The organism is Pseudonocardia kujensis, assembly GCF_021283305.1.
In the GTDB taxonomy this organism is placed as follows: domain Bacteria; phylum Actinomycetota; class Actinomycetes; order Mycobacteriales; family Pseudonocardiaceae; genus Pseudonocardia; species Pseudonocardia kujensis.
Genome location: NZ_JAJSOK010000005.1, coordinates 69,879 through 83,539, shown reverse-complemented (window position 1 = coordinate 83,539; position 13,661 = coordinate 69,879). Strand labels below are relative to the sequence as shown.

The following is a 13,661-nucleotide window of genomic DNA, read 5'->3' as shown; positions in this document are numbered from 1 at the left end:
GGTGGGTTCGCGTCTGCCGGACTTCCTGCTGCTCGGGGCGCCGAAGTGCGGGACGTCCGCCCTGCACAACGCCCTGAGCGGCCACCCGCAGCTGTTCCTGTCCACCCCGAAAGAGCCGAAGTTCTTCCTCACCGACGGCCCACCGCCGGACTCCGGTGGAGGCCCCGGTGACCTCGCGACCTGGGGCGAGCACGTCTGGCGCCGGGACGAGTACGAGGCCCTGTTCACCGCTGCCGATCCCGACGCGTTGTGCGGCGAGTCGACGGTCTTCTACCTCTACGACCGCGACGCGCAGCGGCGGATCCGGGAGCTTCTGCCGCAGGCCCGGCTGATCGCCGTGCTGCGCGATCCGGTCGAGCGGGCCCACTCGAACTGGGCGCACCTGCGCGGCGCGGGCCTCGAGCCGGAGGCGGACTTCGTGCGCGCTCTGGAGCGCGAGGAGGAGCGGATCGCCGCGGGTTGGGCGCACTTCTGGCACTACACCGCCCAGGGCCGCTACGGCGGCCAGCTCGAGCACCTCTTCTCGCTCTTCCCGCGCGAGCAGGTGCTGCTGCTGCGTTACCGGGAGCTCCGCGACGATCCCGCCGGAACGACGGATCGGGTGTGCCGGTTCCTCGGGGTCGAGACCGGCATCGTGGCGGGGGTGTCCCGGCACCAGGTCCGCCCGGACGTGCGCGGCCGCGTGTCCGGGCCGGCGAGCGCGGAGCGCGCCGCGACGCTGCCGCGCTTTGCCGACGACGTCCCGCGGGTGGCCGCGCTGACCGGTTGGGAGCTGGACGAATGGCTGCGATGACTCCGGGGGTGATCTCCCCGGTACCGCTCTCGGTGCTGGACCTGGCGCCGATCGCGGCGGGATCGACGGTGGCGGAGGCGCTGCGCAACACGGTCGACCTGGCCCGGCACGCCGAGCGGCAGGGCTACCGGCGCTACTGGCTGGCCGAGCACCACCTCAACCCCGGTGTGGCCGGAGCGTCGCCGCCGCTGCTGATCCAGGCGGTCGCGCAGGCCACGAGCACGATCCGGGTGGGTTCAGGTGCGGTGCAGACGGGCCACCGGACCGCGCTGTCGGTGGTCGAGGAGTTCGGGATCCTCGACGCCCTGTACCCCGGGCGCGTCGATCTCGGCCTGGGCCGGTCGGGTGGGCCGCGCACCCGCGAGGAGCGGTCCGGGCCGCCGGAGGACCGCGTCGTCGACGGGGTGCTGATCCCGCGGCCGTTCTCGATCGCCGGGCTACTGGGGTCGCCGCGGTTCCGGGCCCAGCTGGAGCTCTTGCGCCAGCCGGGCGCGACGACACCGGCCTACGAGCGGATCGTCGACGACGTGCTCGCCCTGCTCGCCGGGCGGTACCAGTCGGCAGAGGGCGTGAAGGTGCACGCGGTGCCGGGGGAGGGGGCCGGCGTCGAGCCCTGGGTGCTGGGCAGCAGCGGCGGGGAGAGTGCGGTGGTGGCGGGGGAGCGCGGGCTGGCGTTCGCGGCGAACTACCACGTCAGCCCGGGCACGGTGCTCGAGGCGGTGGCGGCCTATCGCGAGGCGTTCCGGCCGTCGGAGCGCCTGCGCGCGCCGTATGTGATGGTGTCGGCGGATGTCGTCGTCGCCGAGGACGACGCGAGGGCCCGTGAGCTGGCGGCCGGGTACGGGGCGTGGGTGCACAGCATCCGCACCGGCGCCGGGGCGATCCCGTTCCCCGAGCCGGCCACAGCGGCGGCGCACCCGTTGTCCGAGAGGGAGCGGGCGTTGGTGGCCGACCGACTGGCCACCCGGTTCGTGGGCACGCCGGGGACCGTCGCCGAGCGCCTCGAGGCGCTGCAGCGGGTCACCGGCGCCGACGAGCTGCTGGTCACCACGATCACCCACCGGCATACCGACCGGGTCGCCTCCCAGGCCCTCCTGGCCGAGGAGTGGGCGGCCCGCGGCGGTTCCCGGGGCCCGTCCGTGACCGCGGGTCGAACCGCGGCGACCTGACCGATCACCCTTCCCACGGAGTTGTTCATGAGCCGGCGGATGTCGTGAGTGCGGGCGCGCGCCGGGCCACGGCGAGCTTGTGGCGGCGGTGGCGGGCGCGGCTCGCTCGGCTGGAGCGGGAGCGTGCCGAGGAGCAGGTCGCCGCGCTCACTCAGGTCCGGGCCGTGCTGACGCAGGCGATGCTGACGGTGGACACGTCCGCGTCGGGCGACCCGGTCGAGGCCCTGCGCCTGGCGGCCGCCCGGCTCCCCGGCGACGACCCGGTTCCCCGCCGCCAGGCACTGGAGTACCTGTGGCACGTGCTCGGTGGCGAGCCCGACCGGCCGGTGCGGTGGAACGTCGTCTCCGGGGTGCACGACATCCACCTGGGCGATCTGGCCCGCTGGACCCGAGGGCCCGGCGACGGCGAGACGGTGCTCCGAGCGGCGACCGAGCGGGTCGAGGCCGACATCGCGAGTCTCGGGAAGGAGCCTTCCTGAGTGCGCGCCACTGCTGGGCCAGGGTTTTGTGTGCGAAGGGTTACGCACACGGCGACGCCTGCGAACTCGCCGTTCGCAGACCTTCCGTGTTCCTGTCGAGGAACGGGAGGGAGCGCGCTGACCCGGCGGCTGTGGGTCGACCTCGGCCGCGTTCGCACTGCCGTCTGTCCGGGCTGACGCCGGCGCCTGCGGCCCGTCCGGGCCGACGCCGCACCCGCCCACCCACCGTTTCCCGAAGGACCCCCATGCCCCCGCTCACCCTGCACTGGTTCCTGCCCACCAACGGCGACGGCCGCCAGCTCGTCGGCGGCGGCCACGGCGTCGGAACCGGCTCGGCCGGGTCCATCCGCCCGGCCTCGATCGAGTACCTGACCCAGGTCGCCCGCGCCGCCGAACAGGTCGGCTTCACCGGCGCGCTGACCCCGACCGGCGCCTGGTGCGAGGACGCCTGGCTGACCACGGCGATGCTCGTCGCGCACACGGAACGGCTGAAGTTCCTGGTCGCCTTCCGGCCCGGCTCGATCTCCCCGACCCTGGCCGCCCAGCAGGCCGCGACCTACCAGCGCCACTCCGGTGGGCGGCTGCTGCTCAACGTCGTGACCGGCGGCGAGTCGAAGGAGCAGCGCGCCTACGGCGACTTCCTCGACAAGGACGGCCGCTACGCCCGCACCCGCGAGTTCCTCCAGGTCGTTCGGGGGCTGTGGCACGGCGAGACCGTCGACCTCGACGGCGAGCACGTGCACGTCGAGGGCGCGTTCCTCGACCGGCTGCCCGACCCGGTGCCGCCGATCTACTTCGGCGGGTCCTCGCCCGCCGCCGGTGACGTGGCCGCCGAGCACGCCGACGTCTATCTGACCTGGGGCGAGTCGCCCGCGCAGGTCGCCGAGAAGATCGGATGGATCCGCAAACTGGCCGCCGACCGCGGGCGCACCGTGCGGTTCGGCATCCGGCTGCACGTGATCACCCGCGACACCGCCGACCAGGCCTGGACGCAGGCGGAGTCGCTGCTCGCCGCGCTCGACCCGGCCACGATCGAGCAGGTGCAGGCCGGGCTCGCGGCCAGCGAGTCCGAGGGGCAGCGCCGGATGCGTGCCCTGCACCATGGCAGGCACGGCGGTACCGCGAGGAGCCTGGAGATCGCGCCGAACCTGTGGGCCGGCGTCGGTCTGGTCCGCGGCGGGGCCGGGACTGCGCTGGTCGGCAGCCACATCGAGGTCGCGGACCGGATGAGCGAGTACCACGAGGCCGGCATCGACGAGTTCGTGCTCTCCGGCTACCCGCACCTCGAGGAGGCGTGGTGGATGGGGGAGGGCGTGCTGCCCGTCCTGCAGCGCCGGGGGCTGTGGGAACCCCCGCCCGGCGGCGGGCTGCGCACCGACGCGGCCCGGACCGTGCCCTTCGCCGCGCCGGCGGCCCGCCGATGACAGCCGCGGGGACGCGGTCGAGAACCGCCCGGTCACCCGCTCTCGCACCGTCCTCCTCGCGAGTTGGTCCTGCAGCTCGGGGTCTGGTACGCGCTGATGACCGGCGCGGAGTCCACGCTGTTCGCCGAACTGTTCGACACCGACGTCCGCTACACGGGCATGTCGCTGGTCTTCAAAGGTTCCGGAATCTACGCGTCCGGCCTCACCCCGGTCATTCTCACCGGGTCGCTCGCCGCGAGTGGGGGCGGCCCGTGGTGGACCGCAGGCTACCTGGCCCTCACCGCGGTGGTCAGCCTCGCCGCCGTCGTCGCCATGCTGCGATGGATCGGCTGGCGTCCGCCGCGGACCCATGCCTACCGCTGGTGAGACTGAGGAGGACAATGCGGCAGAGCTCTGTTGGATCCGGCAGAACAAGCGAATCTCCGAACAGCTGACTCCGTGGGGGAATGATTCCATGGGGGAGCGGGGTCAGCGAGACGCGCGGGCCGGCCTGATCGCCGGGGTGCATCGTCTGTGCGACCCCGATCTGCTGACGCAAACGCACCCGGGAGCCTTCGATCCCCGAGGAATTGTCGGCTCGGTTGGCCTGGCCCGGAGCGGCCAGGGGGTGGTTAGCGCTCGGGAAGAAGTGCCGCGGCAAGGGGCGTAGGCCCCGCCCCCGACGCACGTGTCCGACCGCCCGCCTCGGCGCCTACGGACGAGGGTCACAGCGCGAGGCCCTTGCCGAACACATCGCGCGCGGGCGGTTGCAGGGCAGCCAAGTCCGGGCGGCCGTCCACCGGAGGTGATCGAGACTTCCTGAGGCATTTGAAGCGCGCTCCGGCGAGGAGCACGCAGCTGCTCGCGCCAAGACGAGAGGGCCGCATGCAGCATCGCCGGTCGGCGGAGTACGACGTTGCCGTCGTCCAGCACGAAACTTGTCGCCCGTGTGACGACTCGAGAGCCGGTTTGCCGTCCGCTTGCCTTGCGTTTGCCGTTCGAGCACGCGGACCTTCCTACGTTCCGGCCATGACGAACCCGATCACCGCTGCCGTCCCCGGTCCGGTTGAGCGGGTCGATGTCCCGCGAAGAAGGCCGGTCACCGCCGCGTTGTGGGTCGCGCTCGGGCTCGTGACCGCTGCGGTGGTTGCCGTCCCCGCCCGACTTCCGTTCTACGACTACGCGGAGTGGTTGCTGCAGGGTCGCATCGTGCACGACATCCTCACCGGCGGGACGGCGGGAGGGCAGCCGGTCACAGACGTCTACGCGCTGCTCCCGGTCCCGGTACCGAACCTCGCCGCGCCGGGCGGGATCGCGCTGCTGAACATGGTGCTGCCGATCCAGACGGCCGGCCGCGTCTTCCTGGTGATCGGGTGCCTCGGCTTCGTGGCCGGCTACGCCTTCCTCGTGCGTCGTCTGCAAGGCAGACCGACCGTGCTGGAGTACACGGGACCACTGTGGGTCCTCGGCTACTTCCTCTACCGCGGATACGTCAGCTACCTGTTCGGCCTGCCGCTGGCGTTCGTCGGCATCGCCACTCTCCAGCCGCTCCTCGCCGGGCACGCCCTGACCCGCCGGCGGGTGGCCGGCCTGACGGCTCTGGGGCTGGTCACCTTCCTGTCGCACCTGGTCCCGTGGGGTGTCCTGATGCTGGCGCTGCTCGTCCACGCCGCCGTACTGGCGCGGCGGGGACTGCGCCGCGAAGCCGCTGCGCTGGCCGCAACCGGGGCGCCCGCCGTAGTGCTGCTCGCCTGGTACACGGCCGCCGGCCCTGGGGACAGGCATCTGTCCTTCTACTCCTCGCTGCGCGACAAGGCGCTGGCGTTGGCCGAGCCGTTCCAGTTCTTCCTGCGGCTCGACCCGTTCCCGAGTGCGCTGCCGACGACCGTGGTGGAGATCGTCGTCGTGCTCGGGCTCGGCGGGCTGGCCGTCGACGGACTCCGCGCTCGCCGGCGGGATTTCGTGCATCCCGTCGTGCTGACGGCACTGACGCTCGTGGTGGTCGCGGTGCTCGACCCGGTCGGCAACCTCAACAGCCTGACCAAGCCGGACCAACGGCTGCTGTTCCCCGGGATACTGCTGCTGGTGGCCGCGCTGCCCTGGAAGCGGGCGACGCTCGGCCGTCGAGCCGTCGTCGCCGCCGGGGTGGTGGTTCTCTCCGGTCTGCATCTTGTGCAGCTGCTGGCGGTACAGGCGAGTCAGCGCGAGCTGGCCGCCGCGGCGTTGCGCGTGGTTCCCCCGGCGGCACGCGTCGCGACCGTCGCGGTCCCGGCCGACGGGGGCTGCGCTCCAACCATCGGGCCGACGATCGGCCTGCCGGCGCTCAAGTGGGCCGATGTCGACCGACTCCTGGCCTACGGCCAGGTTCGCGCCGACCTGCAGGAGACCTCTGGGATCGTCCTGCGCCCCGGCCTGCCCGCCGCGGGCCTCACCTCGCTCACTGCCGCCCCGGACAGGGTCGGGGAGGCACTCGCATCCACCGGGTCACCACGCTATGCCGAAGTGTTCGCCTGTCCCTCCGTTCTCCTCGATGTTCGGATCCAGCTCGAGGGGCAGTATCGGGCGGCCGCTGTGGGAGAGACCTACTTGATCCTCGAGCGGGAGACGCCGGGCTAAGCTGCCCGCGCTCACCGCGGACGCCCTTGTGAACCCTTGTCGCCCCTTGACCCCCAGTCGGACGACGCACGGATTGTCCGCCACGACTCGACGTGTGAGCCGGTGTCAACGGCGGGGAGGCGGTCGACCATGGCTGCGGCGAGTGACGTCGTCGGAGCACGTCTCGCCCCGGCGTCCGAAGGGCAGGTTCGAGGTGACCATGCAGAGCGGGACGGGCGCGCGGCCGGACGGGGCCGGGTGAGCAGGTTGTCCGGGGAGTCCCCGGTGCGGATCGCCTCGGTCTCACCGGACCTTCTGGGCACCCACGGGGACAAGGAAACGCCATGGTGCTCCGGCGGCGGCGGTGCTGGCGGGGCGTCCCGCCGAGATCGCGCTCCTGCACGGCATCGGCCCGATCGACCCGCCTGCCGGCGGTAGCGCGCGGGAGGAGCTAGGGAGCGGGCGGACTGCCGGCCGGAGGTCGGGCCGGCGGCTCGCGCCGGGCGCCTGACAACGGGCCCGACCGATCGTGTGGTCGTCCTCCACGACGAGCAGGCGAGCCATGGGCCGGAGGCTACGCCCCGACCGATGCCGAAGCCGGCACGCGACGGAGGCCGACCGGCCGGGGGGACGCACACAGCGCCCTCTCAGGGCGTTTTGCCTCTCGCTCACCCGTGGTTGGCCGAGAGCGAGCCCGCCCGTGCCTAGCGTCGCCGACAGATGGCGGCGACTCCGGTGACTCCGACGAGGACGTGACATGAACGATCTCCCCACGGTGCTCGCGATCAACCCGCTGAGCGCCACAGACTTGCTGACGTCGTTCGGCACCGTCGGGATCCTGGTGGTCCTGTTGGCCGAGACCGGACTGCTGATCGGCTTCGTCCTGCCCGGCGACTCGTTGCTCTTCACCGCCGGGCTGCTCTGCGCGACCGGCGCCGGGACCCTGCACCTGCAGCTGGGCTGGGTGCTCGTCGCCGCGGCGGCCGGAGCGCTCCTGGGTGCGCAGATGGGCTTCTGGATCGGCCGACGCGCGGGGCGGGCGCTGCACGGGCGCACCGGGCGACGGCGCCTGCTGGCGGGGATGGCCCGCTCGGAGGAGCTCTTCGCCCGGTACGGCCCGGCGAAAGCGATCGTGCTCGCCCGGTTCATCCCGGTCGTGCGCACGGTGCTGAACTCGGTCGCGGGCGCGCTGAACACCCCGACCGCCACCTTCACCCTCTGGCAGAGCGTCGGCGGGCTGGTCTGGACCGTCGGACTCGTCTGCGCCGGCTACGGCCTGGGGCGGTTCGTGCCCGGCATCGACGCCTACCTGCTCCCGGCCATCGCGGTGATCGTCGTCCTCTCCCTGCTGCCGCTCGCTACCGAGCTCTACAGGGAACGCCGGCGCCGCCGCGCCGACGCGACCCGCTGACACCCCGGCGGCGGCCTGCGATCCCTTCCTGCGGTAACAGAGGTCTACATGGTCGACAGTGCGTCCCGCCGGAGAGGTCGCCGGGACGCGGTGAGTCGAGGAGAGGGGAGCTGATCGTGGTGGGCATTCCCGCAACCATGCGCGCGTTACAGCAGACCTCGTCGAAGGGGCCGCAGGACACCAGGCTGATCACCGACGCGCCGGTGCCGCGCCCCGGCCGGGGCGAGGTGCTGATCCGGGTCGTCGCCGCCGGGGTCAACTTCGCCGACATCTCGAGGGCCCACGGCACGTTCTCGGGCGGGCCGCGACCCCCGTACCTGGCCGGTTTCGAGGCCGCCGGCGAGGTCGTGGCGATGGGCGAGGAGGTGGCCGGCCTGCGACCGGGGAACCGCGTGATCGGCGTGGGGTACGGGGCCTTCGCCGAGTACATGGTCCTGCCCGCGGCCGCGGCGGCGCCGGTGCCGGCCGGCTGGACGGCCGAGCAGGCGCTGGGCCTGGTCGTGAACTGGCCGACCGCACTCGCCGCGCTCAGGCCGTTGGGCCGTCTCGCCGCCGGGGAGACCGTGCTGGTCCACGCCGGGGCGGGCGCGACCGGCCAGGCCGCGGTGGCCATCGCCAAGCACTACGGCGCGACGGTCATCGCCACCGCGTCGTCGGGCAAGCACGGGGCGGTGCTCGGGCTGGGCGCCGACCACGTGCTGAATTCCCTCGACGGCGACATCGCTGCCGAGGTGCTGCGGCTGACCGGTGGTGCCGGTGCCGACCTGGTGCTGGAGTCGGCGGGTGGTGCCACGTTCGAGGCCGGTCTCGCCGCGGCCAAGCCGGTCACCGGCCGGGTCGTCGTCTACGGCCTGGCCGGTGGCGACGCCTCGATCACGAACTGGGACCTGGTGTACAGGCACCAGGTTCACCTGATCGGCCTCAACATCGGCGTGTTGATGGAGGCCGCGCCCCGGATCTTCGGCGAGATCGTGGGTGAGCTGTCGACCCTCGTCGCCGCCGGTGTCCTCGCCCCCGCTCGCCCCGCCGTCTACGACCTGGCCGACGGCCCGAGGGCTCTCACGGAACTGGAATCCCGGGCGACCGTCGGCAAGCTGGCCCTGCTGCCCTGAGCGCCCGGCCACCGCGGGAACGCGCGGTGAGCTGGGATTCGATTCCTTCGGACCGGTGTCCCGGTCGTCATGGACGACGGCCCCGACGAGCGGAGCCGGTCCGGAGGAAGGGCAGCAGCGCATGAGGAGCACACATCCGGCGGCGGAGGTTCCCCTGTGGTCGACGGTCCGGGCATCGGATCGCGAGCAGGCGCCGCGGGTCCGCCGCCCACCGAAGGAGGACTGCGGCACGATCGCGGACCTCACCATGCGGCCGCGGCCTACCCTCGCGGCGTGAAGGGGCAGACGCGGAGGGCGGCGGACCAGGACCGGTTCGTCGCCGAGACCGAGCGGTTCCGCCGGGAGCTGCTGGCGCACTGTTACCGCATGGTCGGCTCGGCGCACCAGGCCGAGGACCTCGTGCAGGAGACGTATCTTCGGGCCTGGCGCTCCTACGCCGGCTTCGAGGGCCGTGCGTCGATCCGGTCCTGGCTCTACACGATCGCCACCAACGTCTGCCTGACCGCCCTGGAGCCGCGCCGGATCCGGGTGCTGCCCACGGGCCTGACGGCTTCCTGCGATGGACCCGACCGCCCGCCGAGTCACGTTCCGCCGGGCGAGGTCTCGTGGCTGGAACCGTTGCCGGACCACCGGGTCACCCCGGCCGCCGGCGATCCGGCCGCGACAGTGGTCGCGCGCGAGTCGCTCCGGCTGGCGCTCATCGCGTGCCTGCAGCACCTGCCCGCCCGCCAGCGCGCGATCCTCATCCTGCGCGAGGTGCTGGCGTTCTCCGCGGCGGAAACGGCACGGATCCTCGGCACCACGACGGCGGCGGTCAAGAGCGGACTGCAGCGGGCCCGCGCCCGGCTGGACGAGCTGGAGCCGGCACCCGGGGGACTGCTCGAACCGACCGATCCGCGGGCACGTGCGCTGCTCGAGGGCTACATCGCCGCCTTCGAATGCTCCGACGCCGGCCTGTTGCAACAGGTGCTGCGCGCCGACGCCACGCTCGAGGCCACGCCGTTCCGCGAGTGGTACGCGGGCCGGGTGGACTGCATCCACGTGCTGGACACCTACGTGCTGGGCGCGCCGGGCGACTGGCGGATGATCGCCACGACCGCCAACGACCAGCCCGCCGCCGTCGTGTACAACCGGCACACCGACGGCGCGCTCCGCGCCCACGGCATCGTCGTGCTGACCGCAACCGCCACCGGCATCTCGCGCGTGATCGAGTTCCACGATCCGGCGCTGGTCGCGCTGTTCGGCCTGCCGGGATTGCTTGCGGACTCGTCCTGACCGGCGGAAGTGCCCCGCCGTCGCCGTCTCGGCCGAGGACCTGGACGTCGGTGAGCACGGCGAGGCGGTTGGCGTTGAAGCTGCCCTCCATGTCCCGGTGCCGCAGCAGGTTGGCCTTCACCGACTCGGCGTCGAACGGGGCATCGTCGTGGTAGTGCCAGCCGTCGATGAGCCGCATGTCCACGCTGCGGCCGTCGGGGGAGAGCTGCCAGGACTCTGCGAGCATCGGCTCGGTCTCGCCCGCGGCGTTGACGTGCACCAGGCTGTCGTAGACCGGATACAGGTACATCTGGCTGTTGTTCGTCGTGATCCTTCGGGGTCGAAGCTGGTGTTGTCGACGGTGTAGATCCAGGTCAGGTTCGCGTCCCGGTTCCCGGGGCCCTGCATCGGCGGGCAGTCGACCGGACCGGTGTCGGCCTGGGGCAGCGCCCGCTGCCGCGGCCGCAGGCGGCCAGGAGCAGCAGGGCGAGAGCCGGCCCGACGATCCGTGCTGTGGTGTGGCGTGCCGAGTCCGGGACCTCCTTGTCCCTTGCAGCGCAGCGTGCTCGGTTGCTCGTGGCGGCCGGTCAGCTGCTGTTACGGCGGCGCTGCGACCACATCTGCGTGGCCCGCTCGAACTCGACGGCGGCGTCCCACCCGATCGCGGGCGGGCCCAGCTCGGTGCGGAAGGACCGGACGGCCTCGCGGGCCAGGGCGGGGTCCTTGGCCGGGCCCGTGGCCAGCCGGTGGGCGGTGTCCTCGACCTCGGCATCGGGGACGGCGGCCCAGGCCAGTCCGATCTCGACGGCCCGGCGGCCGTCGATCTCCTGGCTGAACAGGCCCATCGCGGCGGTGGCCTCGCGGCCCGCGGTGCGCCCGGCGATGGTGAAGAACCCGCCGCCGGGGTGCAGGCCGATCCGCAGGAACCCCGCCAGAAGCCGGGCGTCCTCGGCGACGATCCGCAGGTCCGTGGCCAGCGCCAGGTTCAGCCCGGCGCCCACGGCGGCGCCGCGGACGGCGGCGATCGTCGGCACGGCGAGCCTCCCGACGCGGACGAACGCCTGGTAGACCGCGCCGCTGTTGCGGTAGGTCTCGTCCTCGGCCTGGTCGGCGCCGGGCTGCCAGCGGCGCCGGTCGGCCCCGGAGCAGAAGGTGCCCGCCGCACCCCTGACGACGGCCGCGCCGATCCGCGCGTCGGCGTCGATCTCCTCGCAGGCCGCGACGAGCTCACGACCCATCTCCGGCGTGAGGCCGTTCCTGACGTCGGGCGAGTCGACGGTGAGCGTCGCGATCCCGTCGGCCTTGTCCAGCACGATGCGGCCCATCAGCGTCCTCCCGTCCGGCCCGTGTCGGTGTGTCGGAGCAGGACGTCGACGGCGACCGCGCCCTCGCGTCCCACGATCAGCGGGTTGATCTCGAGCTCGGCGACGCGCGGATGCGCCGCGGCCCGGGAGACGGCGACCACCGCGGCGGCCGCGGCGTCGACGTCGAGCGGTGGGGAGCCGCGGTGGCCGGCGAGCAACGGCCAGCTGCGCAGGGTGCGCAGCAGTGCCAGGGCGGCGTCGTGGTCGAGCGGGCCGAGCGCCGTGGCCAGGTCGCGGTGGACCTCGGTGGCCACCCCGCCCAGCCCGACGGTGATCACCGGCGGCCAGCCGTCCGCGCTGCCGGTGGCGCCGATCAGCAGCTCGAACCCCGCGGGTGCGGTTTCCTGGACCAGGACCTCCGCCCCGAGGGCGAACAGGCCCACGGACTCCGCGGCGACCCGGTCGAGCGGGACCCCGACCCGCACGCCGCCGACGTCGGACTTGTGGGCCAGGCCCTCGGCCTTGAGGACGACCGGGCGGCCGAGCTCCGCGGCGATCCCCGCGGCCTCCTCGGGGTTGCGGGCCACGCGGCCCGCCGGGCGGGCGATGCCGAGCGCGTCGAGCAGCTTCCAGCCGTCCTCGGGCAGGTCGGCGTGCGGCGCGGTGGCGGCGGGGGAGTCCGGGCCCGGCTCGCACACCAGCACCGCGAGCATCTTCGAGGCGACGGCGATCGAGCCGAACACCGGGATCCCCGCCGTGGTGAGCAGGGCGCGCGCCTCGGCGGTGCGGTCGGGACCCGCGAGCCAGGCCACGGCACACGGCACCGGGCTGCCCGCCATGGCGGCGGCGAGGTCCGCGGCCAGGTCCACGGCCTCCTGCCCGGTCACCATCGTGACCAGCACGAGCAGGGAGTCGACCGACGGATCGGCGCAGGCGATCCCGCAGACGTCGCCGAACGCGCGGTCACCCCGGTTGAAGAGCTGAGCCGTGACGTCGACGGGGTTCGCGATCGCCCCGAAGTCCGGGACGACCCGGGCGAGCTTGTCCTGCGTCTCCGGGGCGAGCACCGGCAGCACGAGGCCGAGCCCCTCGCACCGGTCCGCGGCGAGGATCCCGGCCCCGCCCGACGTCGTCACGGCGGCGACGCCGCGCCCCGCGGGCCGGGGCTGGCCGCGCAGCATCGTGGCCGCGGCGAGCAGCTCCTCGACGTCGTCGACGAGGACGACGCCGTGCCGGCGGGAGACGAGCCGGAAGGCGGTGTCGTCACCGGCCATCGCGCCGGTGTGTGACACCGCGGCCCGGCGTCCGGCCGCCGACCAGCCCGAACGCAGTACGACCAGGGCGGTGTCGTGCGTCGCGGCGGTCTCGGCGAGGCGGGCGTAGGCGGCGCCGTCCGGCACGTCCTCGGCGTAGACCGCGAGCACCGCGATCTCGGGGCGCTGCACCAGGTGCAGGCCGATCTCGGTCAGGTCGACGTCGGCCTGGTTGCCGGTGCTCACCCAGGTCGTCAGGTCGAGCCCGCGTTCGGCGGCGAGGTCCAGGACCGACCCGCCGATGGCCCCGCTCTGCCCCACGTACGCGATCCCGCTGCTGCCGATCAGCGGTCGCTCGGCCGCTGCGGAGAAGCTCGCGAAGAGCCTGCTCGGGGTGTGCACGATGCCCTGACAGTTCGGGCCGAGCACCCGCACGCCGGTCTCCCGGCCGGCGGCGACGAGTGACGCCTGCAGGGCAGCGCCCTCGGGGCCGACCTCGGCGAACCCGGACGCGAACACGATCACCGCCGCCGCGCCCGCCGCGCCCGAATCCCGGACGGCCTGCACCGCGCGGTCGGCCGGGACCATCGCGAGGACGAGGTCGACGGATCCCGCGACATCGGCCAGCGAGGCGGCACAGGGCAGGCCGGCGAGCTCAGGGTATTTCGGGTTCACCGGGACGACGCGGCCCGCGAAGCCGCGCTCGGCGAGCCAGCGCAGGGGACGGGCCATGGGGCTGTCCGCGCGCCCGGAGGCGCCCAGGACGGCGACGGTCCGCGGGTTCAGTACCCGCTCCCAGTCGGTGGGGGTGACGGCGGCCAACGGGGCGGTCCTCCTCGTCGTCGAGGGATCCGGGCAGGCGGGGCAGCGCGTTTGCCCAGTTCAAGA

11 protein-coding genes and 1 pseudogene are annotated in these 13,661 nt (G+C 73.5%); 9 read left to right on the top strand and 3 right to left on the bottom strand.

Annotated elements, in window-relative coordinates; genetic code table 11:
- Nucleotide 1 precedes the first annotated feature (1 nt).
- From LWC35_RS05675 to LWC35_RS05635, 9 genes are all read left to right on the top strand, one after another.
- Entirely contained in the window at nt 2-793 is a 792-nt protein-coding gene (locus LWC35_RS05675; protein ID WP_232868824.1) for a sulfotransferase family protein, read from the top strand.
- Nucleotides 781-1,962, top strand: a complete 1,182-nt coding sequence (locus tag LWC35_RS05670; protein ID WP_232868823.1) for an LLM class flavin-dependent oxidoreductase — start codon at nt 781-783, stop codon at nt 1,960-1,962. Before LWC35_RS05675 ends, LWC35_RS05670 begins: the two co-directional genes overlap by 13 nt.
- Before the next feature lie 44 nt (nt 1,963-2,006).
- The gene (locus LWC35_RS05665) at nt 2,007-2,441 is read left to right on the top strand and encodes a hypothetical protein (RefSeq protein WP_232868822.1); all 435 of its coding nucleotides are present in this window, start codon (nt 2,007-2,009) and stop codon (nt 2,439-2,441) included.
- Nucleotides 2,442-2,686: 245 nt separating this feature from the next.
- On the top strand, nt 2,687-3,865 hold the full coding sequence (locus tag LWC35_RS05660) for an LLM class flavin-dependent oxidoreductase (protein ID WP_232868821.1): 1,179 nt from the start codon (nt 2,687-2,689) through the stop codon (nt 3,863-3,865).
- 63 nt (nt 3,866-3,928) lie between these two features.
- Entirely contained in the window at nt 3,929-4,231 is a 303-nt protein-coding gene (locus LWC35_RS05655; RefSeq protein WP_232868820.1) for a hypothetical protein, read from the top strand.
- 642 nt (nt 4,232-4,873) lie between these two features.
- Entirely contained in the window at nt 4,874-6,460 is a 1,587-nt protein-coding gene (locus LWC35_RS05650) for a hypothetical protein (RefSeq protein ID WP_232868819.1), read from the top strand.
- Between the two features lie 736 nt (nt 6,461-7,196).
- Nucleotides 7,197-7,850 (top strand): DedA family protein, encoded by a 654-nt coding sequence (locus LWC35_RS05645; RefSeq protein WP_232868818.1) that lies wholly within the window; start codon nt 7,197-7,199, stop codon nt 7,848-7,850.
- A gap of 116 nt (nt 7,851-7,966) precedes the next feature.
- Entirely contained in the window at nt 7,967-8,962 is a 996-nt protein-coding gene (locus LWC35_RS05640; RefSeq protein WP_232868817.1) for a zinc-binding dehydrogenase, read from the top strand.
- Nucleotides 8,963-9,235: 273 nt separating this feature from the next.
- Nucleotides 9,236-10,237 (top strand): sigma-70 family RNA polymerase sigma factor, encoded by a 1,002-nt coding sequence (locus LWC35_RS05635; protein ID WP_232868816.1) that lies wholly within the window; start codon nt 9,236-9,238, stop codon nt 10,235-10,237.
- Nucleotides 10,238-10,307: 70 nt separating this feature from the next.
- Here the strand turns inward: LWC35_RS05635 and LWC35_RS40825 are convergent.
- The 3 genes and pseudogenes from LWC35_RS40825 to LWC35_RS05625 all read right to left on the bottom strand — a co-directional run.
- Nucleotides 10,308-10,463 (bottom strand): annotated as a pseudogene (locus LWC35_RS40825) (ABC transporter substrate-binding protein); the annotation flags it as partial.
- Nucleotides 10,464-10,803: 340 nt separating this feature from the next.
- Nucleotides 10,804-11,541 (bottom strand): enoyl-CoA hydratase-related protein, encoded by a 738-nt coding sequence (locus LWC35_RS05630; RefSeq protein ID WP_232868815.1) that lies wholly within the window; start codon nt 11,539-11,541, stop codon nt 10,804-10,806.
- The gene (locus tag LWC35_RS05625; RefSeq protein ID WP_232868814.1) at nt 11,541-13,595 is read right to left on the bottom strand and encodes an acetate--CoA ligase family protein; all 2,055 of its coding nucleotides are present in this window, start codon (nt 13,593-13,595) and stop codon (nt 11,541-11,543) included. The genes LWC35_RS05630 and LWC35_RS05625 overlap by 1 nt, the downstream gene beginning before the upstream one ends.
- Nucleotides 13,596-13,661 lie beyond the last annotated feature (66 nt).